This window comes from Emcibacter nanhaiensis, assembly GCF_006385175.1.
Classification (GTDB): Bacteria; Pseudomonadota; Alphaproteobacteria; order Sphingomonadales; family Emcibacteraceae; genus Emcibacter; species Emcibacter nanhaiensis.
Window position 1 is genome coordinate 119,164 of the sequence record NZ_VFIY01000006.1, and the last position, 25,245, is coordinate 144,408.

Sequence of the window (25,245 nt, forward strand, 5' to 3'; positions counted from 1 at the left end):
GAGCATACACCATGCTGAATAAAACTGTTCAAGGACTGATCGCCTCCACGGCGCTTTCAATGACTTTAATTGCGCCGAATGTTACTGCGGCACAGGAAAGTGCAGACACGATGGTTCTGGATGAAATCGTCGTCACGTCCCGTAAAAGGGAGGAAAATCTGCAGGCGGTGCCGGATTCCGTGACCGCCTTCAGTGCGGCGACCATTGAAGACGCCGGCATCGATACGGTCGAGGATTTCATCAACCTGACCCCGAACATTAACATTCGCGAGACCTTCCGCGCCGGGGTAACCTTTCTGACCATCCGCGGTATCACCACCGGTCAGCAGGGCTGGGCGCCGGTGACTTACGTGGTTGACGGGGTGCAGGCCGGATCGCTCGACGCCATCAACCAGGGCGCCCTGACCGATGTGGAGCGGATCGAGGTTCTGAAGGGACCGCAGGGCGCGCTGTATGGTGCGGGCGCCATCGCCGGGGCCATCAACGTGGTGACCAAGAAGCCGACCAACGACATGGAATATTCCGCCAAGGCGTCCTACGGTAATGGCAATGATGTGAAACTGTCCGGCGCCGTTTCCGGTCCGATTGTAGAGGACAAGGTTCTGTTCCGCATTGGCGGTTACTATCGCAACACTGACGGCCTGATCGAGAGTACCGACGGGGTCGGTCTGGATTTTGAAGAGCAGGCTTCTATCAAAGGCCGCCTGATTTTTGACTTTGACAATCTGACCATTGATCTGCGCGGGTCCTACTCCGACATCACTGCGGGGGCCGCCGACCAGGAACTGGTGTCCAGTGCCGACCTGATTGACGAATTCGACACTGCCGCCGCACCCGGCCCGGCACGCGGTATCGTTGGCGAGGAAAACCGGGATATGACGGAATTCTCCGCCAAGATCGACTGGGAGACCGAACTCGGTACTCTTACTTCCGTGACCGGCTATAGCGATATCAACCAGAATCTCTTCGGCTCCACCAGCTTTGACAAGCCGCCGGCATTCTCCATCCTCGGCTTTCCCGTGGGCGGGGTCGGGGATCCCTTTGCTGACGGCTATCAGTATCTGGAAGACAATATTGAAAGCTTTACCCAGGATGTCCGCTTTACCTCGGATTCCGATCAGCGGCTGCGCTGGATGGTTGGCGCTTCCTACCTGGATCGCCAGATTGTCAACGTGCTGGATATCGGGGCTGTGCTGGCAGGTGGCGGAGACATCCAGGACAATCTGCTGTCGTTCGCCTATATGCCCGACGTACGAAATGACGAGGCCTGGGGCGTCTACGGGCAGGTCAACTATGATATCACCGAAAAACTGGAGCTGACGGCGGCCCTGCGGTATGACAAGGACAGCTTTGACACCACCCGCTACAGCGATGCAACGCTGGAAACGCCTGTCTCCCTGTCCGGCGACCCCGCCGATCTCACCCAGGAGGCCACTAATGACAAGTGGCAGCCCAAAGTACAGCTGGCCTATAGCTGGACTGACGATATCATGACCTATGTGACTTATGCGGAAGGGTTCCGTTTCGGTTTCTACAACACCGGCAACCTGACGGCGCCGGAAAGCACCAAAAACTATGAAGTCGGTTTCAAAACCACGCTTGCCGGTGGTCGGGTGCGCCTGAATGGGGCGATTTTCCATATCGACTATTCCAACCAGCAACTGACTACGGTGATCAACACGCCGCCGTTCCGTCAGACCACCAACATTCCGGAATCCAACATCAATGGCGGTGAACTGGAGTTCGTGGCCCTGGTGGCCGAAGGCCTGGAACTGAGCGGTGGCCTCGGGATTACCGATGCCAAAATCAAGGATGCAGGTCGTTCACCGGGAACCCCGGATTATTCGGTAAACCTGTCAGCGAGCTACTCACGCCCGATCACTGACAAATGGGACGTCAACGCCCGTGTCGATTACCGGCGCCAGGGAAGCTATCTGATCCTGGACGGCACCGGAACAACCAACGAAGTGGGCGAAAAGGACTATGTGAACGTCCGCCTGAAGTTCCAGACCGACAACTGGTCAATCGGGGCATTCGCCGACAACTTGTTTGACGAGCGCCAGGCCGAGGATTTCGGTTTTGTCGGGACCGGTTACGTCCGCTCCAACAGCCTGCCGAGATCCTACGGTGTTGAACTGACAGCAAGCTTCTGACCCAAATAACCCCGGTATCCCTTCCAGATGCCGGGGTTTTCGATTCCAGGAAAATCATATGAGTGAGAGTGACCTGCTGGATGCCCATGGCGCGGAAATAACCGTTGCCCGGAACCAGCTTGTAGACGGCTGGCATGTGGCGATGATCATCGTCGGAGTGACCATCACCCTGCCGGCTTTTCTTGTGGGCGCGAGCATAATGTCCTCTGTCGGCACACGGACCGGTCTGGCCGCTATTTTGACCGGGGATCTGATTATTTCCCTTGTCGGCATGGCGGCCATGTATATTGCGGTGACCCGCAGGCAAAGCACCTATCAAATTCTGGACGCCTCCTTTGGACCGCTCGGCAGCCGGATTATCAGTTTTGTCATCGCGCTCACTCTGCTGGGGTGGTTTGGCGTTACCGTCGCCTTTTTCGCCGAGGCGGTTGCCAAGGCGTTTCTCGAACTGACGGGGATTTATCTGCCGGTACAATTGTGTATCGTTGCCGGATGTCTGCTGATGACGTCGACGACCATCTACGGTTTTCGCGCGATGGACCTGCTCAGCAAATTTACCGTGCCGCTGATGTTTGTCATTCTGCTGGGCGGTGTGGTCGCTATCGCTTCGGATTACAGTTTCCGGGATATCTGGTTCGCCGAACCGTCAGGTGCGCCGGCGGCATTCGGGGAAATGGTTTCAATGGTTGTCGGCGCCCTTATGGTCGGCGTTACAATTGTGCCGGACCTCGCGCGGTTTATCCGTCGTCCCGGCCAGGTCGTCACCGCATCCGGGGGCGGATATGGCATTGCCTCAAGCCTTGTGCTGGTGCTTGCGGGCCTTCCCGTGTTGATGACGGGTCAGGTCAGCCTGATCGACAACATGTTTGCCGTGGGCTTTGGCATTCCGGCGCTGGTGATGATGATCTTTGCCAGCTGGACCACCAATGTCAGCAATCTTTATTCTAGCTGCCTTGGCCTCAGCCAGGCGATACCCGCTTTTACCGGCAAACGGCTGGCAGTGGTGGCTGGTACAATAGGCGGCCTGTTCGCCCTGTCCGGTATTATGACGCATCTGATCGGTTTTCTGGTTTTCCTGGGGATTTTCATCCCGCCGGTCGCAGGAATTTATATATCCCAATTTTTGGTTCGGCTGCCCCGGACGGTAAAGAGCGTCTCCCCCGTTGCCATGCTGACATGGGGCTTGTCTGCCGGGATCAGTTTCTTCCTGGCCCGCGCGCAGATGTCGCTGACTTTCGTGCCGGCGCTGGATTCCCTGCTTCTCGCCATGTTGTTTTACGCGCTTATTTCAAAAGCAACTGGCGCTTTGCTTCGACAACGGCCAGACGCCGGTTTTTGACATCCAGTTTCTTGAACAGGTTTTTAAGGTGGAACCTCACCGTATTCTCGGACACGTCGAGGTTGCGGGCGATGATTTTATCTGAATGGCCTTCGGCAATTTGTTCCAGCATCTGGTTTTCCCGGCGTGTCAGGATGATTTTGTCATTGGCGGGAGCGGTTTCCTCAACGCAGGAAAGTATATATCTGGCGTGATCCCTTTCAGCGGCTTTGGCGTCTTCGCAATAGGCCGACAGCAGGGGCAGAACAAAGGATGCTTCATCCAGCATGAACCTCAGCAGGCCCTTCTGGCGCACAAAGCTCAAAACCTTGTCCAGTTCCCGGAAGGCGGGCTGCTTCTGACCGCTTTCAAAACCGGCAATTGCGAGAAAAAGGCGGTACTTCTGTTCTGTCTGGGGGTGGCGGTCGCGACGGGCTTTCTGAATCAGTCGGCGCAGTTCCGGAATGGCTTCGTCATAACGCTTCTCAGCGATCAGCAGGCGCACCAGGGCCTGGAGTACGCCATATTTTTCCCGTGCGGAAAATTCTTCGCCGTGGTTTCGGCGATATTCCTCAAAGGTCAGATTGTTCTGCTGAATAAGTTTTCGTGCCTTGCTGACCAGGTCGGACCGGCACAGATATCCCGCTTTGTTGGCGACGACCAAACGATTGAGGCGCTTCAGTCCTTCCCTTTTGATGTATTTTGATGACTCATCGGCCAGGCTGAGGCAAGCCTCCAGGCCTTTTGTCAGAAAGGCGAGGGCGGTGGATACAGTATAGCCGGAAGCATAGATTTCATACCAGGCTTCGCCGTTTTCCAACCGGTGATTGATATCCTTCAACAGCCGGGCGGCGCTGTTCAACTCGTTTCTTTCATAGTGTAATTCGGCCCGCAGAATGCTGGACACAAGGCGCATGTCCTTGTCGTCGATGAAATATTTTCTTTGGTTGTTCTGGACCTTGGTCAGGTAATCCTGTGCTTCGTCCAGTTCTCCCTCTGCCAGGGCCACGCTGGCCATGTGAATATAGATATAGACTTCTCCGAAGACGGAGTTGTATTTCTGGAAATGGGCAACGGCTTGGGCGCCGACGGATTTTGCCGTTTCATAGTCCCCTTTCTGCAGGCTGGAAATACAGACGACGGTCTGTGCGAAGCCGATCTGGACCTTGTCGATCAGGTCTGAATTGTTGATATAGTCGCCGATCTGGTCGGTGACCTGTTCGGTCAGGGGGGTGCCGTCATAGACGGAGAGTGTGGAGGAAATTACCACCAGGTCATAGGCCAGCTCGGTGGTGGGTGCGGTTCCGCTTTCCTCGATTTGTCGGGTGACCTGGTCAAAGATGTGGCGGCCGTCGTTCAGGTGGCCGTCTTTCAGGCAGACAAGGGCCTTGGCCAGATGCAGCCGGGGATGGTCTCGATAGACCTCTTCCGGCAGCAGGGCGACGGCTTGTCGGATACGGGACATACCCTCCTTGTTCCACAACATGACCCCCCCGGCTTTTTCAACGGCTATGGCGCCGATTTCTGGTGTGCCGGCTTTCAGGGAATGTTTGATGGCCTGGATGATGTCCCCGGTGTCGCTATACATCATCGCTGCCTTGCGGTGAATTTCCCTGAAATGTGCAGGGTTTGTCTCTTCAAGATGAGAGATCAGGGCCTCACGTAATAAGGGGTGTATCCGATAACTATTTTCTGCTGGACCACTGATGTAAAGGAACTGGCCGTCAAGACTGTTCAACGTGCCCAATAGAGCCAGGACGTCGCCTTCCGGCCGCATGTCCTGCAGGATATCCCGATCAATATTTTCGAAGATACAGAAATCCAGCAAAAGGCCTTTTTGCAGGGAAGAAAGCGGTGAAAATACGGTTTCGATAATATAGTCGCGCGTGTTTTTCTCTGCCCCGCTATAGGATGTCAGGGCCTGGGACGGGTCGCTGTTTTCCGCAAGGATGTTTCTTACCAATTGAACTGCCGCGGGCCAGCCCTCCAGTTTTTCGGCAACCCGGGCGATATCCTTCCGTTCCAGGTAACCATCCAGGAATTCCTCGATTTCGAAGGGTGTGAATTTGAGGTCGTTGCCGGAAATTTCCGTGACCTGCCCCTGAAGCTTGAGCCTGGATAATGGCAGGTCTCCACAGTGCCGGCCTGCGAGTACAAGATGCAGGTTGTCCGGCATATAAAGCAGAACAGGATCCAGTATCTGCTCTATGCATTGTTCCGGCAGGTTTTCCACGCCGTCGAGTATGAGCACAATCCGCTCGTCATAGTTTCTTATCGCGGAAAGAAGAACACCGATGGTGACGGTTGGTTTCGTGTTGTCGCTGAAGCCTTCCGGTTGAAGCCGGCTGATCTCTTCATACAAACCGGCCTCTGCCAGGGAATAGGCCAGGTAAAGGGCGAATAGGCCCGGGTCGCTATCCTGTTCGTCAAGATTCAGCCACCCTGCGGCAATTCCGTCTGCCTGAAGATCCCCGTACCAGTCCCCGAGAAGCGTTGACTTTCCATATCCGGCAGGCCCAATGACAAGGGAAAGTTTTTTATTCAATCCCTGATTCAGAATACGGCAGAGTTCCTTCCGATGCAGGACGGGTAAGGATTGCTGTGCAGCACAGGTTTTGGAGTGGAGCAGCCAGGCAGGGAAGAATGCGTTATCGGCTTGGGTTTCGGCCATTTGTGAATATGTTTTCTGTTACGGATACATGTAATGGAGCAGTATAGCAACAGAGCCCGTGGAAGGCGATACCCAAAGGCAGGCGGGATGTACTACATCTGATCCACGGGAAAGACTATTTACGAATCGATTCCTGTAGGAGTCTCATCAATTCTTCCTCCATCGACGCATTTCTGCTTTTCGGCTTGAAAAGAGCGTACCAGGCGACCGGTTTTGGGTCACTCAGAATAGGGAGCAGGCGCAGCCCCAGTCGCCTTGCCTGGTTGCCAATAGCCAGTTCAGGTAAAATTGTCACGGCTTCGCCTGTCAAAAGGATTTCGGTCAAGGCCTGCGTTCTGCCCGCGCTGATCACGCGTTTGGGCAACAGGTTTAATGGTCTGAAAATGGTCTCATATTCCCTGCCTTTTTCAGGATAAGTATGATGGGTGACATAGGTATAGTTTATGATGTCCCTGGGATCGGCTACATTATTGTGAGTCAGGGGGTGGCCCGAAGCCATCACTGCGACAAGTCTGTCATCGGTCAGCTTGAGGCATTTGATGTCCGGCCGTTCAACGGGGGTCGCCGTCAGGACCATATCAGCGCTGTTGGTTGCGAGCAATGCGGCCGGATCTTCCGACGTCTCAGCCACGATTTCAGCCGTGCAGTTTGGGTGCCGTGCTTCCAGGGATTTCAGAAAACCTGGAAACCAACCAAAACCGGCATAGCAGGCCGCGCCGATGCGGATGATTGTGTCAACGCCTCTGCAGAGCTGCTCGATGTCTTTCTCGGCACTTTCGAGTTCGGACAGTATATTTGCCGCGGCGCCTAACAATCGCCGGCCAGCCTGGGTCAGGGCAATCGAATGGCCTTCGCGCCGGAAAAGTGAGGCGCCGGCGCGTCTCTCGGCTTCTTTCATCCTGTGGCTTACGGCTGATTGACCAAGCCCTAATTCCCGCGCCGTCGCCGAGACGTTTCCTGTCATGCCCAGGCTTTTGATCATCGCGATATGATGCAGCCCCAATCGTATCATGGGTGTGTCCTTTATTATGAAAAAAATTCATTATATTGTTAAAATTAATTAAATGCACTCAAGTTATTTTACCGCTAGGATCCTGTCAACAGAGAGCGATATAGGCAGGAATGAGTATGAAAGAGTTTTCAGATAACAGAGACCTGGCCAGCGAAGCTATTCACTGGGACCAGGATATCAGCTATGGCGGGTATCTTGATCTTGACCGTTTGCTGGACAGTCAGAACTTGCGGACAGACAGCCACGACGAGATGATGTTTATTATTATACATCAGGCCTCTGAGTTGTGGATGAAGCTCTGTATTCATGAAATTGGTGCCGCCATGAGGGAGGTTTCCAGGGATAACCTCGGGGCTTCATTCAAGATGCTGGCGCGCGTGTCCCGCATCCAGGCGCAGCTTCGTCAAAGCTGGGACGTATTGTCGACTATGACGCCTTCCGATTACCTGAGTTTCCGGGACGGTCTGGGGCAAAGTTCGGGCTTTCAGTCCTTCCAGTACCGGGAAATAGAATATGCCCTCGGCAATAAGAATGCGGCGCTGATGGAAGTTCACCGAGGCATGCCCGAACGTTACCACCGGTTGAAGTCTGTCCTCGAAGCGCCGAGTTTCTATGATCTGTGCCTGCAGGTTTTAGACCGCAACGGTTTTGATATTCCGGCAGGCCATCTTGATCGGGACTGGGCATTGCCTTACGAACCGCACCAGGCCGTAGAGGATGCCTGGGCCAAGGTTTATGCCGACCCTGAAAAATATTGGTCCTTGTATGAGCTGGCCGAGAAGCTGGTGGACCTGGAGCATAATTTTCAGATGTGGCGGTTCAGTCATATGAAAACAGTGGAGCGCATCATCGGCTTCCGCCATGGAACAGGTGGCACCAGTGGGGTCGCCTTTCTGAAAAAGGCGCTGGATCTGCGGTTCTTCCCGGAACTCTGGACCGTGCGGACCGGACTCTAGGTTTTGTTATGACGGATATTATTGATATTAGTCAGACCCTGGGGCAGGGACTGCCTGTTTGGCCGGGCGATACGGCATTTGAAAGCAAACCAGTCTGGCAAATTGATGGCGACTGTCCTGTGACGGTGTCAAAACTGACCCTGTCAACACACAGCGGCAGCCACGCGGATGCACCGTGTCACTATGATCCAGAGGGGGCCGATATGGCTGCGGTCGACGTGCAGGCATACATAGGGCCTTGTCTGATCGTTGATGTGTCCGGCCAAAAGGGGCCGGTAATGTGGGAACATGTCGCTGAGGATCTGGAGAGTATTTCCGGTCCGCTCGAGCGGGTTCTGTTTCGCACCTTCCGGACCTTTCCGCATGACCACTGGCGCAGCGATTTTCGTGCGATCGATGCCGGCCTGATTACAGCGCTGGTGGCGCGGGGCTGTCTGCTGATCGGCACCGATGCGCCGTCGCTGGATCCTGAAGAGTCAAAAGAATTGCCCGCTCACAACGCTGTCCGCGAGGCGGGCATGGCAATACTTGAAGGGCTTGTTCTGGATCAGGTCATGCCGGGGACCTACGAATTGATTGCGCCGCCGTTGAAAATTGAGAAGGCAGATGCCAGCCCTGTGCGCGCCTTGTTAAGAAAGATTGGAAAAAATGAAAACACTGAATGATTTTAATGCCCATGACCTGGACCGACAGGATCCACTGGCCAGGTTCCGTGACCGTTTTGAGATGCCCCAGGGTGTCATTTATATGAACGGTAACAGCCTGGGACCGCTTACCCGTGATGCCAGGGAGCGGATGGCGCGCACCGTCAGCGAGGAATGGGGGGAAGATCTGATCAGGGGCTGGAATACCGCCGGCTGGTATGATCTGGCGCGCCGGGTCGGCGACAAAATCGGCCGCCTGATTGGCGCGGATGCCGGGGAAACGGTAATGTGCGACAGCACCTCCGTCAACCTTTTCAAGGCTGTGTCATCGGCCCTGGACCTGCGGCCCGGGCGGACAAAAATTGTGACCGAGGCCGGTAATTTCCCAACCGATCTGTATATGCTGGACGGGATCAACCGATTCAGTGCAGAAAAATATGACATTCAGATTCTGCCGCGCGATCAAATCGCTGACGCCATCGATGAAGAGACCGCCGTCGTGGTCTTGACCCATGTGCATTATGTAACCGGAGAGATTTTCCCGCTGCGGGAACTGACCGCCCGCGCGCATGAGATGGGGGCGCTGACAGTGTGGGATCTCAGTCATTCGGTCGGGGCGGTGGACGTCAGGCTGAACGACTGGGGCGCGGATTTTGCGGTTGGCTGCGGCTACAAACACTTGAATGGCGGGCCGGGTGCCCCGGCCTTTCTGTTCGCGGCACGACGGTATCATGAAACAATGCGGCAGCCCCTGAGTGGCTGGTTCAGTCACAAGTCCCCCTTCGCATTCCGGGACGATTTTGAGCCGACGGTCGGGGCCGGACGCATGCTGTGCGGGACGACCGGTGTTTTGGGGGGCTCGGCGCTGGAAGCTGCGGTCGATTTAATGCTGGAAAGCGACCAGGCGGAACGTCTTGAGAAAATGAAATTGCTCAGCCGCTATTTCCAGTTGCTGGTGGGTGAGCGCTGTCAGGGTCTGGGCCTCGACTGTGTTTCGCCTGACGACGTGGAGAAGCGTGGCGCCCACCTGTCGTACCGGCATGAAAATGCCTATGCGGTAATGCAAAACCTGATTGCCCGCGGGGTCATTGGCGATTTCAGGGCCCCGGACCAGATGCGATTCGGCTTTTCTCCCCTGTTCATGAGTTTTAGCGATATAAAGAATGCAGTGGATATCCTCGCAGATATTCTTGGGCGTGGGTCCTGGCAGGCGGCAGAATATCAGACCAGGAACGCAGTTACCTGACCCCTGAAAGGTCCAGAATGAAGTGCAATATTCGGGAAAAAAGGCAGTTAAAATGACGTATCAATTGGGACCATCCGGACATGAGGACACTTTCGCGCGGGATAATCTGCCGCCACCAGACCAGCAGCCGGAGTTTTTGCTGGACGGGTTTACCTATCCTGAATGGCTGAATGCGGGGGTTGAACTTACCGACCGCATGGTCGAGAAGGGATTTGGCGACCATATCGCCCTGATCGGCAACGGACGGGTGCGCACCTACAAGGAACTGGCGGACTGGACCAACCGCATCGCCCACGCCCTTGTGGAGGACTATGGCATCAAGCCGGGAAACCGGGTCATGATCCGCTCCGCCAACAATCCGGCCATGGTGGCCTGCTGGCTGGCGGCAACCAAGGCCGGAGCGGTGGTGGTCAACACCATGCCGATGCTGCGTGCCGCTGAGCTGGCGAAGATCGTCGACAAGGCTCGGATTGAATTTGCCCTTTGTGATACGCGCCTGCTGGAGGAACTGGAAAGTTGTGCGGGCGAGAGCCAATATCTCAACACAGTGGTTGGTTTCGACGGCACCGCCAACCATGAGGCGGAACTGGACCGGGCCGCGCTGAACAAACCGGTCCGGTTTGAGGCGGTTCGCACGGGGCGGGATGATGTGGCCCTGCTGGGCTTTACCTCCGGCACGACCGGCATGCCAAAGGCGACCATGCATTTTCACCGCGATCTGCTGATCATTGCTGACGGCTACGCGCAAGAGGTTCTGCAGGTAAAGCCTTCGGATGTCTTTGCCGGCTCGCCGCCGCTGGCGTTCACATTCGGTCTCGGCGGCCTGGCGGTTTTTCCACTTCGCTTCGGGGCTGCCGCGGCCTTGTTGGAGAACGCCAGCCCGCCCAACCTGATCGAGATCATTCAAAAATACCGCGTCACCATCTGTTTTACGGCGCCGACGGCCTACAAAGTGATGCTGGAGGCAATGGAAGAGGGCGTGGACCTGTCCACACTTCGCTGTGCGGTGTCTGCCGGCGAAACGCTGCCGGCGCCGGTGTTTAACGCCTGGAAAGAGAAAACCGGCAAGCCGCTGCTGGACGGGATCGGGGCGACCGAGATGTTGCATATTTTCCTGACCAATCGGTTCGAAGACGCCCGCCCTGGCTGTACCGGAAAACCGGTCTCCGGTTATGAGGTTCGTGTGGTGGACGATGGCATGAACGACGTTCCGGACGGAGAGGCGGGAAGGTTGGCTGTGCGCGGTCCGACCGGCTGCCGCTATCTGGCCGATGAGCGGCAGAAAGACTACGTGCAGGACGGGTGGAACCTGACCGGCGACAGCTTTATCAGGGATGCGGAAGGCTATTTCCATTTTGCGGCGCGTTCGGACGACATGATTATTTCGGCTGGCTATAACATTGCAGGGCCGGAAGTTGAAGCCGCGCTGCTGGGGCATGCCGCCGTCGCCGAATGCGCGGTGATCGGTGTGGCGGATGAAGATCGCGGCCAGCTGGTAAAGGCCTTTGTGGTGCTGGCGCCGGGACAGACGGCAAGTGCAGATCTGGCCAAAACGCTGCAGGATCATGTGAAGGCCACCATTGCCCCCTATAAATACCCGAGGGCGGTGGAATTTATTGAGGCGCTACCCAAGACGCCGAGCGGAAAAATCCAGCGTTTTGCCCTGCGGCGGTGACGATCGACGATCTTCCGCCGTTACCTGGCACAGCTGCAACGTCTATTTGAAAAGTGCGAAAATGCTGCGCACTTTTCTTGTTGACCCACTGGGATATAGGGTTTTTCCGGTACATTTCGGCCGCACCATTCTCTTCTCCCGGAAATTTTATTCCGGTCATTTCCAAGAGTCTGTCACCAGACGAATTCGAATTCAGTGACGCAGACTGAACAGGCTGATCTGGCGTGCCAGCTGTGTGATATCTTTCTGAACCCGGGCGATATCCTTGATCTTGGAAACATTTTCAAGCGTTATGTTCAAGGTAACGGTCTGTTGGATGTTGGCATTGTTGAGCCGGTTGGTCAGGAGCGTGATGTGTTCTCCACTGGTCTGGTGAATAATTTCCGCCATGGAGTCGGGAACAGAAGGGGCGCTCTCTGCAGCGGTGGCGGAGGATGGTGCCGGGGTGGATGTGACTGTGGCACTGGCAACATCGGAATCGGCAACGGATTCCGCAGCGCCGGTTTGGGGCACGGTTGTGGCTGTTGTGGTCGCAGCTGTCGGTGCTGCATCATTCGTTGTAACAGGGGTCTCGGTGGTGCTGAGCTCGGGGCCGCGTGTTTTTACTTCGTTCAGGGGAAAATCCGCTGATACGGTCTCGGCTTGTGGCGCTTGGTTGCTGGTTGCGGGGACAACTGATGCAACGGTGGCGGACGCGGCCGGCACGGCTTCCGCAGCGGCGGAATTATCGATGTCATAGCCGGAGTTCCCGCTGAGAGAAAGGGTGGCGGGCGCCGGATCCATTGCCGAGGCGGACGTATTGCTGGTTTCTGCCGGCGAATCATTGATTGCGGCGTTGGTCTCGGTCTGGATATCCTCGATCATGCTGTTGGTCATATTTTGCGCCAGATTCTTGATCTCGCTTCCGAGATGAACAAGGCCGTTTTTAGAATCGAGGGAATAATTGGTGGAGACTTCCAGGAAGCCATCAATTGTCGTTTTGATGGAAACGCCCACATCTACTTCGAGACCCGCCACGGAGAAGCCGCCCCTTTGCTTCTCGAGCGTTTCATCTTTCAGAGGAGAAAGGTCACCGAAGGCGTCATTATCATTCCCGGCACGGGCTCTCTCGATCCAGTTGATCTGTCCCCCGTTGCCGGTCAGGAGAGCTTCCGGCGACACGGCGATCAAGGAGATCGAAAGCATCAGGCGCCGGGCAAATTGCCGGCTGATCCCGTGATTGCCGGGTGCAGCTGAGGAATATTGTTCCCTGATCGTAAGTCTGTGTGTTTTAGACAGCATGGTGACACCTAAAAGCTGTTAAGGGTTCCTGTTAGATGGACGGAGAAACTGGCCAGGCTCTGGCGACTGAGCGCGCTTCCGAAGGGCGCTTTGCTGCGGACTTTCCAGTCTCTTTCAAGATTGAAATGCTTGCGCCCCTGACTTACTTGGGAGCGGACGACGAAGATAATGCCGTTCCAGCTGTTGAGAAAATCTTCCCGGGACCAGACCCGCACCCCAAGGGCTGGATCGCCGACCAGCACTTCCTGGTCGGACAATCCCTTGACAATCACAAAATGTTTGTAGCCGTTGGTGTTGATGAGAACAATGGCTGGCACGCGCGCTTTTTCCAGCCTTTCAAGGCCAACCCGGAAGCCATCCGAGTTGTACCCGACGCTGGCGAGGTATTTCTTCATGTCGAGGAGGGAAAAGCCATAGCGGCGGATGCGCGCCTGGTCGCCTTCCTCGAACATTTTTGTAAACACGCTGTTTTCCGAAACCGGGTGGTTGTAATGGAAGGTCAGGAGTGACGCCAGGGCGGCGGAGCCGCAGCTGAAATCATATTGTTGTTTGATCACCGTCTGGAACCGCGCTTCTTTGAGGCTGACCACTTTGACGCGCGCCGGCCCGCCAAGGGGCGAGGGGATAAAGATGGTTCCCGCATTCGCCGGGGCAGTCAACAACGGTATTATGAAGCCAATGAGAAAAGCTGCCAGGATCAGGACCGCAGTCAGATGCCGCCGGTCCAGAAATTTTTGGCTATTTTGGCTATTTTGGCCTTTTGCGGACCGGTTGAGATGCCGGCACTGCCCCGTCAGATATGCAGGCGCGAGTGCCAGGGGCGGGAGAATATGCGGCAGAATATTGTTTGCACTGACCTGTTTCCCGGCCTGTTTCCGGGCCTGTTTCCCGGCCTGTTTGTGCGCGTTTATGGATATGTCAGTAATCCTGTTTGCCAGCTTTCGCATTGTTCTGTCTATCTTCATTAGGTTTTGGGCCAATTGTTCGGTACAAAAACTACGATAGGAATGTCCGGGTCAGTCCGATGGAGTTTGTCCGGGACGGCTGGACGTTACTTGACGAAAATATTGATCAGCATGTTACTCTGGAAATTTACGTTGTTTCCGGTGTTGAACATCAGGGTATTTATGCCGCCAATGTCGTTGAGATTGAGGTCCTGGATCTTCCCGGTTTCCACATTGCCGTCGACGCTGTTGCCGATCAGGGATGAGGAATTGGTTGCCAGATTGATCCCGACATCACCGAACGAAGTCTCCGTGCCTCCGCTATATTGTGACATTTCCCCGGGCGATATGCTTTGCCATCCGGAAAATTCATCCTGCTGAAGGGATGAGTCATTCATGGCTGTAGTTCCGGCGGCTTCCTTGTCATTTTCATCTTGGGCCCAACTGTGGCATTGAAAACTGCAGGTCAGGATGCTGCCGATCAACAGTGCGACCAGGCGAGGCCGCGCAATGATCATTTTTCTTTCGAACACAAAAGCCATTACCTTAACCTCAATTTTGGTTGTTGTGGGAAGAGGAGTCATATCAGCGGACTGGCCGCTGATATGATTTGGGTTTACGGATGCACCTTCACTGTCGCTGCAGTGATTAGTTGGTGGTGCTGCTTCCCATATCCACCTTGGCACTGATGGAAATATTGTTGGTCTGTGAAGCGACACCCGTGTTCTGGTTGATCTGGGTAATGCCCCGGGCATTTGAGATGCTGGTCTCGGAAATATCACCGGTTGTCAGGGTGACCTCCGCTTTCCGGGCCGGATCATAGACCAGATAGTTGCCGGATACAGAACTGGACAAGGCGTTCAAATTCACAGCAACGTCACCCATGGTGATGTCCAGGTCTAATCCGTCGTCATCACTATTGTCGGTATAGCTGTTGTCAATGTTGCCGTCATTGTCAATGCCATCATCATCGCTGTTGTCGTCGGTGGACATGGCAAAGTTGTGGCTCTTGTCGATGGTGCCGTCATTGTCGAAACCATCATCGTCGCTGTTGTCATCTTTTGAGTAAGATTTCGTGTTGCTGTTGTCGATGGTGCCGTCATTGTCAAAGCCATCATCATCGCTGTTGTCGTCGGTGTTGCCAATGTTCACCGGCGCATCAATGTCGTTTACGTCGTCATCGCTGTTGTCATCTTTTGCATAAGATTTCGTGTAGCTGTTGTCGATGGTGCCGTCATTGTCAAGGCCATCATCATCGCTGTTGTCGTCGGTTGACATGGCGAAGTTGTGGCTCTTGTCGATGGTGCCGTCATTGTCAAGACCGTCATCGTCGCTGTTATCGTCGGTTGTTTCGGTCTTGGTGTAGGTCTTGGTGTAGCTGTTGTCGACAGTGCCGTCATTGTCAAAACCGTCGTCGTCGCTGTTGTCATCAGTTGTCGATGAATTGTTGGCCACGTTGTCCAAATCCAGTTTGTCTGTATCTGAACTGTTGCCGCCATCACCGGACTGGGATCCCAGTGCGGACGCGTTGGTGCCCGCTGACTGGCCATCATCCACGGCGTTAGCGCCCGCTGCCTGGTTGTTGCCGCCGGTGGTTGCCGCTTGTGATGATTCATCGGCATCAGAGTTCTGTTCGGGTTCGGCATATGCAATATTAGCCAAGCCTATGATACAGGCGATGGCAGAAATGCTGCCCAATAGTTTCAGTCTGTTCATAATATACTCCATGTCATAGTTGAAATGTGTAATCCGGCTCGGCAGTAAATACTGAGCCCCTCGCTCACGATGGGGCCATGGCCGCCATCCTGTTCTTAATAAGCAACAAGTATGCCAAAGAATAATTTGCATGTAACATATTGTAATATAAGGAAGATTATTGGAGATGCAGGAGGTTCGACCGGTGCCGGATACGGGGCGTCTTCCCAGGCTGATAAAACTGTAAACCTGGTGTTACATTCTCACAATTTCGGCAGTTTATTTTTTGCAGCAACCTGTCTGCATGAAGGGGTGTGAAGGGAAAAGACGGCTTAATCCTGCCAACTGTGTTGTAACTCTTTGCCGGTACTGGATAAATAAATTTAGGTTATTCTTATATAATTTTACGGCAGCCCGGAAGGTACATGCGGCCAAGGCGAAAAGTGTAACTCTCCGGCGACATCGCCGGAGGACGGCGCGGAATGACTGTTCTTGGACAAGGAAAATGGATGCCGGCGCACGACCGGACAAAGCCACCTGAAAAAGGCCGGTGTCCAAAACCGCCCCGTGTGCAGGTAAAAAAAAGCCCGGGAGACCGGGCGTTGAAGTTTGGGGGGAGGAAAGGAAAACAATATGGCTGGTTCTGGCATCATTCAAACAGCATGACCGAGAACGGCATGCGCAGAGTGAATTCCACATCCGGAGAATCGTCGGTTACCCCTACAGCCACATTCATGCTCAGGCCGGTACGATCGCCAAGCCCCAGGGACATGCCGAGCAACAATGAACCAACCTGGAAATCCCGGGAATTTGTGAAATCTCCGTTGATTTCCGTTTCGGTACCAAAGATATAATTATGCTGGTAACCGAAACTCATGGACATGGTTTCGTTGAGGGCAAACCCCACGCCGAAGTTGCCGGTAATGGAATCCCCGGGGTCAATATGACCGATCAGGGTGTTGCCACTCTGATAATTAACATCACGCCCCATGTTCCAGACATAACCAAAGTTTGTGAAGAACACAGCCGGGTCGGCCTGGTAGATCATGGTCAGGCTGGGTTCAAGACTCCAGAAGCCTGAACCGGTAGCCAGTTCGGTTTCAAGGCCGTCTTCGTCCCGGCTGACATCGAAAGGCCCGGTGCCGGTGGTGGACTTGGCGCGCATATTGGCAATAAAGTAGGGCCAGTTGTCATGGCCGTTGTTGAGCTGGTACTGCAGGCCGAACTCAATATCGCCCAGTCCCTTGCCGGTAAGGTCCTGTAAGGTGGTAGAACTGCCGTCATTGTCATTCTGCTCGCTGACAATCGTCGACTCCACCCGGTCATCGCGATAAATCAGCGGCACCTTGGCAGAGAGTTCGAGCCGGTTGGTCAGCCCGTATCGGAAACCGAACTGGCCGGAGACATAGTTGCGGCTGGTTTCTGTTGCCTCAATAACCCCGATCAGAACAGAATCGACAAACTCAACCCCCTGGAAAAAGAAGCGATTGCTGGAGGTATGGGAAGCTGACAGGGTTGGCTCTATGGTCAGTTGTCCTTTTGGTGTCAATACCCCGCCGACATCGGCAATGACGGTAATTTCCTGTTGCGGCCGTGACTCCTCAGGTGGTCGTGTGGCGGCGTCTGCCGGGGCCGCTTCCACATTGTTGGCTGTGGCCGTTTGTCGGGCGGTACTGCTTTGTTTCTCGACAGTCTGGGGCTGTTCCTGCGGGGCCTGCTGCGCGGGAGGTTGTTCCGCGCGGGCCTGTTCGCCGGTTGACTGGCCGGCCAATTGGTCGAGGCGTTGTTTTTGAAGTTGCAGTTCCCTCTGTTGCTGTTCAAGAAGGCGTGCCTGCGCCTGGATCTGTTGTGCCTGGGATTCCAGGATTTTTCTCAGTTCAGCAATGTCGGTCTGCTGGGTTTCCTGAGCCATGCCGGCTTGTGCCAGCACACCGCTGAAAATGACGGCTATACCCGTCATGGAATTCCGGCTATTCATCTTACTTCTCCCCTTGTGAGACAGTTTCTCCATTTACAGGTTTCGGAATGTCAAGCCGTTTCATCAGGCGATAGAGTGAGACACGGGAAACCTGCAGCTCCTCGGCCGCCTTTGAAATATTGAAGTTGTTACGCACGAGCCTGGCATGAATAAAACGGCGGTCAAAATCTGCCCGGGCCTCGGCCAGGGAACTTGCCATGTCCCTGACATCCTCCAGGGTTTCCCCCAAACCCAGGTTTTCCGGCTGGATAAAACGGGTTTTGGCAAGGATGGTCGCCCTGCGTATGGCGTTTATCAGTTCACGCACATTTCCGGGCCAGGCATATTTGTTCATCAGTTCATAGGAAGCGGCCGTGAAAGAAAGTTTTGGCTTGTTGTAGGTCGTCCTGAATTTCTCAAGATAATGGTCTGCCAGCAGGCGAATATCTTCACAACGTTCCCGCAAGGGAGGGACGTGAAACGAAAGCACATTCAGACGATAAAAGAGATCTTCCCGAAATTGCCCATTTTCAATGGCATCATACAAATTGACATTGGTGGCAGCGATAATGCGGGCATTGATTTTAATGTTTTTCAGGCCACCAACCCGCTCAAAGCTCGAGTTCTGGAGAAAACGCAGGAAGCGGCTCTGCAGGTCGATTGGCATGTCACCAATCTCGTCGAGAAACAAGGTTCCGTTGTCAGCCAGTTCCACTTTGCCGATCTTGCGGCTCAGTGCGCCGGTAAAGGCGCCGACTTCATGACCAAACAGTTCTGATTCAATCAGGGAGGCGGGAAGGGCGGCACAATTTATCGCCACAAAGGGGCGGTTACGGAATGGTGAATGCTTATGGATGGTCAGCGCAATAGCTTCTTTGCCGGTGCCGCTTTCACCGGTGATCAGGATGGGACTGTCGACCCGGCTGATACGATTAATTGTGCTGTATATTTTCTGCATCGGCGCGGATGTTCCGATCAGGTGACCATAGCCTTTGGCAGTCTGCTTGAGTGGCAGGAGCGGGGAGTTGCGTTCCAATGCAACCAGCCCCTGGATATGGCCGAGACAATAGAGCAAGCGGGATTTGTCTGCCGGAAGGGAGTGGAAATCATAGATCAATCCCTGACGAAGCAGGTATCCCAGTCTTTCCCACACAACCGGATTCTTGCCGGCAAGGGCGATCAGGCGTAAATGCGGCCATTTGTTTACGAGACGGGAGAGTTTCTGATCCGAATAGAAGAGCTCGTCACTCTCAGCTTTGGCATCAATGAGGACGGCGGCACACTCATCACCCTTGCGGCTCATTTTTTCCAGCTGCTGGACTATATCGTGGAATGACTGGCTGCACACAATATTATAGTCGTGTTCAGCCAACCAGTTGCACAGGTCAGAGAATTCATGCTTGTGGCGTCTGGAATACAGAATTATCTGGTTTGGAAAAGCTTCCTCGTTTAAACGCTCAAGGGCCTTTCCATTCCCGGTTTGCCAAAAATTATTTTCTACATTTCTGCTTTTTAGCTCAAGAAACATTATACCATCCCCTCTAAGGATTTGGACGCTGTTCCCTGGAACTGCCTTGGGGGTCACGGGCGCCAGCCTCCGGGCTGGACCCTACCTCATTTTGAACCCTGATTTGTTTTGTTAGACACCCTGTTTTTATTGTACGGCTGCGGGCCACTCTCTGAGTTAAACTGTACTACAAAATAACAGAATACTTCGTGAATCTTTTCTGACGCCGCCCTATCTTCTGTCCGGAGAAATATTAGCAGGGCGTTAAAAACAAGAAAAAAGGAAAAAGACCTGCGTCAAGGAAAAGTCCCGCTAACAGGATTTCTTTTCTTCTTTGTCGTCATGCCTGTGGATACGCTGATTTGTATCGCAGAATAGTTAGGGTCAGGCCTGTTAACGCTGGCTTTTTATACTATCAATTAGATACTGGAACATAAATTAGAAGTTCTACATGATATATTTTTTTTTATTTTTTTCAACAGGTTTTGAAAATTATTGCCTATAGAACATAGTGTTGAAGGCCCTTTGCAGGGATCCGGACGAGAAGGAGGCCATAAGCTTCTTGCCGGAGCGTTTTCACACAGAATTAGCTGAAATACCCAACTAAAGAACAAGTTTACATTGGAAGTCTTTTGGAACTACCCTTAGGGAGTACTGAAAGTAAACCAAAGTAACGGCTGTTCCGTTTGAAAAATGATTACCGACCTGATCATAACCAAGCTACATCCTCCAGGGAGCCGGGCTGACCGCATTAGCAGGCCCCAGCTGGAAAATCTTTTTGACCGGGAAGGATTCCGCAAGGTTACGCTGCTGTCTGCCGGTGCCGGGTTTGGTAAAACAACCCTGATGGCAAGCTGGTTTCACAAGATGAAGGCACGGGGGGTTGCCGCGGCGTGGGTCAGTCTGGACAGCCGGGACCAGGACCTGGGACAGTTCCTGAACTATCTGATTGCGGCCCTGAAAGTCGCCGGGGCGGTGAAGGGAGACAATGCGGAAAGCATCCTGCAAAACAAACTGGACAACCGCTATTTCGCGGCCCTCGGCGCCCTGATCAATGAGCTTGCCACGGCTCAGCAAGAGGTTGTGCTGTTCCTTGATGACTATCATCTGGCAGACGGCAGGGAGGTCAGCCAGTTGATGGAGAGCTTTATCAGTCTGGCGCCGGCGGGATTTCATTTTGTAATTTCCAGCCGAACCAAACCGCAGCTGCCCCTGGCCAGCCTCAAGGTCCAGGACCAGGTGGTTGTGTTGTCCGAGCAGGACCTGAGGTTTTCAGATGGTGAAACTGCTGAGTTTCTCAAGGAAATAAAGGGACTGGATATTTCCAGAAATGATCTCGATCATCTTGTCCGTTCCACAGAAGGGTGGGTCGCCGGGTTGCAATTGATCGCCCTGGCGCTACGGGACAATCTTCTGGAGAAAAATTTCCTGCAACAATTCTCCGGCAGCAGCCGGGACGTCGTCGACTTCCTCACCACAAATGTACTGGCCAACCAGCCGCCGCATGTGCGGGAATTCATGCTTGTCACTTCTGTTCTGGAACGGTTTAACGCAGAAATCGCTGAGCAACTGACCGGCGGGCAGGATGTTCAGGGCACCATCGAATATCTCGAAGACAATAATCTGTTTATCTTTCCCCTGGACCAGAACCGGGGCTGGTATCGGTATCACCAGCTTTTCAGGGAATTTCTGCTCAGTCAATTGAAACGCAGCCATCGGGACCGGATCCCGGAACTCAAGAGAAAAGCAGCCCAGTGGTTTGCCGATGCCGGATTGATCGTCGAGGCTGTGACGCTGGCCCATGAAAGTGGCGATTCAGATTACCTGGCGGAACTGGTGGAAATACACGCCGATACCATCCGGCGCCGCGGTCACATGCCGCTGATGCTCGACTGGTGCAAGAAGATCCCGGAGGATCTTGCCCGGACCCGTCCCCAAATTCCCATCTACGAGGGATATGCCCTGTTTCATATGAGGCGTCCGATCGAAGCCGCCGGTGCGGCTTACCGGGTGGAGAAAGCGATTGAGGAGGCGGAAAAGAGGAACCTCTTTTCACCGGAGGAACTTAATATCTGGCGCCAGGATATCAAGGTGATCAAGACCGGTGTGGCAATTGCAGCGGACGATGTGGTCGAGGCGGAAAAACTGGCCTCGGTGACACTGGAAGTTGATGGCCCCCAGGCGGGATTCCTGAAGGGGGCCATGAATAACATGCTGGGCTATGCCTGTACCTCGCTGAACAAGTTTGACAAGGCCAGGATGGCGCTGGACAAGGCGCGCGAAGCCCACACCACAGTCCGATCCGTCTATGGCGTAGTCTATGCCGACTGTTTCACCGGTATTCTGGAAATGGCGCAGGGTAATCTGCGCCGGGCCTATGACTGTTTTGTCCATGCCGAACAGACGGTTGCCGGAGACAATCTCCCCAATTCGCCGGCCATCGCTGTCAGCCGTCTTTATCAGGGACTGGCCTTCTACGAGTGGGGCAGGCTGGAAGATGCCCTTCGACTGATTACGGAAAATATCGAGCTGGTGGAGGAATGTGGACAGGCCGAGGCGCCGATCATGGGGTATGCGATCCTGGCCCGGCTCTACCGGGCGCTCGACCGGCCAGAAGATATCTATGTTCCGCTGGAACAGGCCGCCAGGATTTGCCAGCAGGACAAGCTGCACCGGCTGCATGTCCTGACCGAATATGACTATATTCAGCAGCTGATCCTGGATGACAGGATTACAGAGGCGCTGGAGAGAGCCCGACGAACCGGTATCGATCTGGCGTCCCTGGACGAAGATTTCGCAATCGGGGAATGGGACCGGATCAAATGCGTGCGTTCCCTGACCAAGGCCAGACTGCTGATGGCGGCAGGAAACGCCGGACAGGCCATATCCCTGCTGCAACATCTCGAGGAACTGGCAAATAAAGTGGGACGCACCCGGCGCCTTCTGGAGATCAGGATATTGCTCGCCCTTGCTCTGGATGCTGCAGGGAACAGGGAAGAGGCGCTGGAGTATCTGCGCAGTGCGGTACTGTTGGGCCAGCCGGAAAGATATGTTCGGGCCTTTGCCGATGAAGGTTCTGCGGTTGCGCCGTTGCTCAGGGCACTTTTACACCGCAACGATATGATTGATCCGTCGGTTGGTGAGTATGTCTCAGAACTGGCAACTGTTTGCGGTCCGGAGGATCTTGGCCGTTCTCCAATGCTGCCTTCTGCAGTCAAAGCCTCTCCAGTTGATAAACGCTATATCCTGGAACCGCTTAGCGAACGGGAACTTGATGTGCTTCGCCTGCTGTCCATGGGCTATTCCAACCAGAAAATCGGCAAGGAACTCTCCATTGCCGAGAATACGGTGAAATGGCATATCAAGAATCTGTTCGAGAAACTCGACGTGAAAAATCGTACCTCCGCCGTTCTGGCAGCACAAGATCTCGAGTTGATCTAGGGTCTAACTAAATATTTTATAAGAACTTTTCTTCGCCCCTACTTTCGGGTGGGGGAAGTTTTTTTAGCTGTTCCCTACTTTCGTGTCGGGCGCAATGCCCGGTTCCGGGATAGTTTTAGCTGAAACGGGTTGCCCGGCAGTTATTCGGGCAGGTATCAGGGACCAGTGAATGAAACTTTCGGAATATGCAGAATTTGACGGGCTTGGACTAGCTGACCTGGTGAGAACCGGCCAGGTTTCCGCTCAGGAACTTGCCCATGCCGCCAGAAAGGCTATTGATCTTGTCAATCCGCAACTAAATGCAGTGGTGGAGGTATTCGAGGATGCCCCGAAAGCCGGCACTGATATGCCGGACGGACCGTTCCGGGGCGTGCCCTTTCTGATCAAGGATGCCGTGCTGCATGCCGAAGGGCGCAAGTGCGAAATGGGATCCCGGCTGGGAGAAGGCCTGGTTTTGCCCCATGACAGTGACCTGATGAAACGTTTCCGCGCTGCGGGGTTTAATACCATTGGCCGCACCTCTGTGCCGGAAATGGCCTTCAATGTGGCCACGGAATCCCTGCTGCACGGTCCCTGTCGTAATCCCTGGAATACCGGTGTGATTACCGGCGGCTCCAGCGGCGGCGCCGCTTCAGCGGTGGCGGCCGGGATTGTCCCCATTGCCCACGCCAATGACGGTGGTGGCTCCACCCGAATTCCTGCTTCCTGTTGCGGCTTGGTCGGCCTCAAGCCGACACGTGGCCGGGTGCCGATCGGACCCGACGCAGGTGATGGCCTGAATGGTCTCGGGATTGAACTGGCCGTGACCCGGACCGTGCGTGATACCGCAGCAATCCTTGATGCGGTGGAAGGCCCGGCGAGCGGGGATCCTTACGTCATTCCGCGGCCGGAAAAACCCTATCTGGATTTGATCGGGCGGCCGCCGGAAAAGCTGAAGGTCGCCTATGCAACGGTACCGCATTCCGGGGTCAATGTTGATCCCGAGGTTTCGTCCAGTCTCAAAAAGACAGCGGTGACCCTGGCGTCCCTGGGTCATGATGTGGAGGAAGCAAGCCCACCTCTGGACCATGACGCCTATCTTGATGCCACCATGAAAATCTGGTGCGGCAATATCGCCAACTGGATCGACCAACTGGCCATGGCCACCGGTCGCACGGTGTCGCTGGATACGCTGGAAAGCGCCACACTCGCCTGTTACGAAAAGGGAAAAGGCCTGTCGGCGACGGAGCTTTTGGGGGCATTTGACGTGATGAATATTGTCACCAGGACAGTTGCGCCTTTCTTTGAAGACTATGACATCATGCTGACCCCGACCGTGGCGCTGCTGCCGCAGCCGATCGGCACCTATGACGCCAACAAACCCGGCTGGACCGCGGAAGGCTGGGTTGACAATATTTTCGGCTTTGCCGCCTTCACCAGTCTCTACAATATGACCGGCCAGCCGGCCATCTCACTGCCGCTGCACTGGAGCAGCAATGGCCTGCCCATCGGTCATCAGTTTGTTGCGCCTTACGGCCGCGAAGACCTGTTGCTGCAACTGGCCGGACAGCTTGAGGAAGAAGTGCCGTGGGCGGCGCGCTATCCATCCTGCAGCGTTTGGAAAATGGAGAACTAAATGACACGCAAAACCGGCTTTGTCTGGCATGAAATCTATATGTGGCACGATACAGGCACCCATGCGGGTGTGCTGCCGGCCGGTAATCCGATCCAGCCGGGCACCCATGCGGAAAGCCCGGAAACCAAACGGCGTTTCAAGAACCTGCTGGAAGTGTCCGGTCTGTACGAACAGTTGCTGCAGATTGCGCCGCGCCCGGCCACGGATGAGGAAATTCTCCGGGTGCATACCCCGGATTATATTGACCGGCTGAAAGCGGAGAGTGCCTCACCGCGCGGTGGCGATGGCGGTATGCTGACCCCGTTCGGGCCTGGCAGCTACGAGATTGCCGCCCTGTCCGCCGGCGGGGTGATTGCCGCAGTGGATGCGGTGCTGGACGGCAAGGCAGATAACGCTTATGCCCTGGTGCGCCCGCCGGGGCATCATGCGGAACCGGATATGGGAATGGGGTTCTGCCTGCTGGCCAATGCGGCCATTGCCGGGCGTCATGCCCTGGAAGCGCGCGGCCTCGAGCGCATCGCCTATGTGGACTGGGATGTGCATCACGGCAACGGTACGCAAAAAGTTTTCTGGGAAGACCCGCAGGCCCTGACCATTTCCATCCATCAGGACCGGAATTTTCCGCCGGACAGCGGCTTTATGAGCGATATCGGCGGGGGCGCCGGGGAGGGCTACAACATCAATGTGCCGCTTCCGGCGGGCAGCGGGGTCGGTGCCTATGAAGCCACTTTCGAGCGGGTAGTGCTGCCGGCGCTCCGGGCCTTCAAGCCGGATCTGATTTTTGTGCCCAGCGGTTTTGACGCCGGCGCCCATGACCCGCTCGGGCGCATGATGATGCACGGGGAGGGTTACCGCTCCCTGACCAACAAGCTGCTTACCGTTGCAGATGAGCTGTGTGACGGCCGGATCGTGATGAGCCACGAAGGTGGCTATAACGCCCCGACGGTGCCCTTTTTCGGATTGGCCGTCATGGAGGCCCTGAGCGGTATCAAGACAGAGGTGGAAGACCCGTTCATGCCGTTGTTCAGTGGAATGGGCGGGCAGGAACTGCAGCCGCACCAGGAGCAGCTGATCAGCGAAGCCGAGAGGCTGATTGAGCGGTTGTAATCATAATATCGATCAAGATAATA

General features: G+C 54.9%; 17 protein-coding genes. 9 read left to right on the top strand and 8 right to left on the bottom strand.

Annotation, left to right across the window (positions count from 1 at the left end; translation table 11 throughout):
* Nucleotides 1–11: 11 nt before the first annotated feature.
* Entirely contained in the window at nucleotides 12–2,153 is a 2,142-nt protein-coding gene (locus FIV46_RS08100) for a TonB-dependent receptor (protein ID WP_181163123.1), read from the top strand.
* A gap of 58 nt (nucleotides 2,154–2,211) precedes the next feature.
* Nucleotides 2,212–3,492 carry a purine-cytosine permease family protein gene (locus tag FIV46_RS08105; protein ID WP_139940291.1) on the top strand — a complete coding sequence of 427 codons (1,281 nt, stop codon included), beginning with the start codon at nucleotides 2,212–2,214 and terminating at the stop codon, nucleotides 3,490–3,492.
* Here the strand turns inward: FIV46_RS08105 and FIV46_RS08110 are convergent.
* Nucleotides 3,437–6,016 (bottom strand): LuxR C-terminal-related transcriptional regulator, encoded by a 2,580-nt coding sequence (locus FIV46_RS08110; RefSeq protein WP_181163124.1) that lies wholly within the window; start codon nucleotides 6,014–6,016, stop codon nucleotides 3,437–3,439. The genes FIV46_RS08105 and FIV46_RS08110 overlap by 56 nt on opposite strands.
* A 241-nt stretch (nucleotides 6,017–6,257) precedes the next feature.
* Nucleotides 6,258–7,154, bottom strand: a complete 897-nt coding sequence (locus tag FIV46_RS08115) for a LysR family transcriptional regulator (RefSeq protein ID WP_139940294.1) — start codon at nucleotides 7,152–7,154, stop codon at nucleotides 6,258–6,260.
* 116 nt (nucleotides 7,155–7,270) lie between these two features.
* On the opposite strand from FIV46_RS08115, the gene kynA reads away from it, so the two are divergent.
* The 4 genes from kynA to FIV46_RS08135 are packed head-to-tail and all read left to right on the top strand — an operon-like array spanning nucleotide 7,271 to nucleotide 11,675.
* A complete protein-coding gene (kynA, locus tag FIV46_RS08120; protein ID WP_139940296.1) occupies nucleotides 7,271–8,110 on the top strand; it encodes a tryptophan 2,3-dioxygenase in 840 nt (279 codons plus the stop codon).
* Nucleotides 8,111–8,118: 8 nt separating this feature from the next.
* Nucleotides 8,119–8,775 carry an arylformamidase gene (kynB, locus tag FIV46_RS08125; RefSeq protein ID WP_139940299.1) on the top strand — a complete coding sequence of 219 codons (657 nt, stop codon included), beginning with the start codon at nucleotides 8,119–8,121 and terminating at the stop codon, nucleotides 8,773–8,775.
* Nucleotides 8,759–10,000, top strand: a complete 1,242-nt coding sequence (gene kynU / locus FIV46_RS08130) for a kynureninase (RefSeq protein WP_139940301.1) — start codon at nucleotides 8,759–8,761, stop codon at nucleotides 9,998–10,000. The genes kynB and kynU overlap by 17 nt, the downstream gene beginning before the upstream one ends.
* A 52-nt stretch (nucleotides 10,001–10,052) precedes the next feature.
* Nucleotides 10,053–11,675, top strand: coding sequence for a benzoate-CoA ligase family protein (locus tag FIV46_RS08135; protein WP_139940303.1), 1,623 nt, complete (start codon nucleotides 10,053–10,055; stop codon nucleotides 11,673–11,675).
* Nucleotides 11,676–11,867: 192 nt separating this feature from the next.
* On the opposite strand, the gene FIV46_RS08140 is transcribed toward FIV46_RS08135, so the two are convergent.
* From FIV46_RS08140 to FIV46_RS08165, 6 genes are all read right to left on the bottom strand, one after another.
* A complete protein-coding gene (locus FIV46_RS08140; protein ID WP_139940305.1) occupies nucleotides 11,868–12,956 on the bottom strand; it encodes a hypothetical protein in 1,089 nt (362 codons plus the stop codon).
* An 8-nt stretch (nucleotides 12,957–12,964) separates the two neighbouring features.
* Nucleotides 12,965–13,615 carry a C39 family peptidase gene (locus FIV46_RS08145; protein ID WP_219846005.1) on the bottom strand — a complete coding sequence of 217 codons (651 nt, stop codon included), beginning with the start codon at nucleotides 13,613–13,615 and terminating at the stop codon, nucleotides 12,965–12,967.
* Between the two features lie 392 nt (nucleotides 13,616–14,007).
* Nucleotides 14,008–14,442, bottom strand: coding sequence for a hypothetical protein (locus tag FIV46_RS08150; RefSeq protein WP_139940309.1), 435 nt, complete (start codon nucleotides 14,440–14,442; stop codon nucleotides 14,008–14,010).
* 106 nt (nucleotides 14,443–14,548) lie between these two features.
* Nucleotides 14,549–15,616, bottom strand: a complete 1,068-nt coding sequence (locus FIV46_RS08155; RefSeq protein ID WP_139940311.1) for a hypothetical protein — start codon at nucleotides 15,614–15,616, stop codon at nucleotides 14,549–14,551.
* Nucleotides 15,617–16,244: 628 nt separating this feature from the next.
* Nucleotides 16,245–17,573, bottom strand: a complete 1,329-nt coding sequence (locus FIV46_RS08160; protein ID WP_139940313.1) for a transporter family protein — start codon at nucleotides 17,571–17,573, stop codon at nucleotides 16,245–16,247.
* A 1-nt stretch (nucleotide 17,574) separates the two neighbouring features.
* Entirely contained in the window at nucleotides 17,575–18,855 is a 1,281-nt protein-coding gene (locus FIV46_RS08165; RefSeq protein WP_139940315.1) for a sigma-54 dependent transcriptional regulator, read from the bottom strand.
* Between the two features lie 897 nt (nucleotides 18,856–19,752).
* On the opposite strand from FIV46_RS08165, the gene FIV46_RS08170 reads away from it, so the two are divergent.
* From FIV46_RS08170 to FIV46_RS08180, 3 genes are all read left to right on the top strand, one after another.
* A complete protein-coding gene (locus FIV46_RS08170) occupies nucleotides 19,753–22,500 on the top strand; it encodes a winged helix-turn-helix domain-containing protein (RefSeq protein ID WP_139940317.1) in 2,748 nt (915 codons plus the stop codon).
* 169 nt (nucleotides 22,501–22,669) lie between these two features.
* On the top strand, nucleotides 22,670–24,115 hold the full coding sequence (locus FIV46_RS08175) for an amidase (RefSeq protein ID WP_139940319.1): 1,446 nt from the start codon (nucleotides 22,670–22,672) through the stop codon (nucleotides 24,113–24,115).
* Nucleotides 24,116–25,222 (top strand): class II histone deacetylase, encoded by a 1,107-nt coding sequence (locus FIV46_RS08180; RefSeq protein ID WP_219846007.1) that lies wholly within the window; start codon nucleotides 24,116–24,118, stop codon nucleotides 25,220–25,222.
* Nucleotides 25,223–25,245: the final 23 nt, after the last annotated feature.

Coding starts and splice junctions, on each gene's coding strand:
- FIV46_RS08100 (WP_181163123.1), top strand. CDS start 12: ATGCTGAATAAAACTGTTCAAGGACTGATCGCCTCCACGGCGCTTTCA.
- FIV46_RS08105 (WP_139940291.1), top strand. CDS start 2,212: ATGAGTGAGAGTGACCTGCTGGATGCCCATGGCGCGGAAATAACCGTT.
- FIV46_RS08115 (WP_139940294.1), bottom strand. CDS start 7,154: ATGATACGATTGGGGCTGCATCATATCGCGATGATCAAAAGCCTGGGC.
- kynA (WP_139940296.1), top strand. CDS start 7,271: ATGAAAGAGTTTTCAGATAACAGAGACCTGGCCAGCGAAGCTATTCAC.
- kynB (WP_139940299.1), top strand. CDS start 8,119: ATGACGGATATTATTGATATTAGTCAGACCCTGGGGCAGGGACTGCCT.
- kynU (WP_139940301.1), top strand. CDS start 8,759: ATGAAAACACTGAATGATTTTAATGCCCATGACCTGGACCGACAGGAT.
- FIV46_RS08135 (WP_139940303.1), top strand. CDS start 10,053: ATGACGTATCAATTGGGACCATCCGGACATGAGGACACTTTCGCGCGG.
- FIV46_RS08140 (WP_139940305.1), bottom strand. CDS start 12,956: ATGCTGTCTAAAACACACAGACTTACGATCAGGGAACAATATTCCTCA.
- FIV46_RS08150 (WP_139940309.1), bottom strand. CDS start 14,442: ATGGCTTTTGTGTTCGAAAGAAAAATGATCATTGCGCGGCCTCGCCTG.
- FIV46_RS08155 (WP_139940311.1), bottom strand. CDS start 15,616: ATGAACAGACTGAAACTATTGGGCAGCATTTCTGCCATCGCCTGTATC.
- FIV46_RS08160 (WP_139940313.1), bottom strand. CDS start 17,573: ATGAATAGCCGGAATTCCATGACGGGTATAGCCGTCATTTTCAGCGGT.
- FIV46_RS08165 (WP_139940315.1), bottom strand. CDS start 18,855: ATGAGCCGCAAGGGTGATGAGTGTGCCGCCGTCCTCATTGATGCCAAA.
- FIV46_RS08170 (WP_139940317.1), top strand. CDS start 19,753: ATGATTACCGACCTGATCATAACCAAGCTACATCCTCCAGGGAGCCGG.
- FIV46_RS08175 (WP_139940319.1), top strand. CDS start 22,670: ATGAAACTTTCGGAATATGCAGAATTTGACGGGCTTGGACTAGCTGAC.
- FIV46_RS08180 (WP_219846007.1), top strand. CDS start 24,116: ATGACACGCAAAACCGGCTTTGTCTGGCATGAAATCTATATGTGGCAC.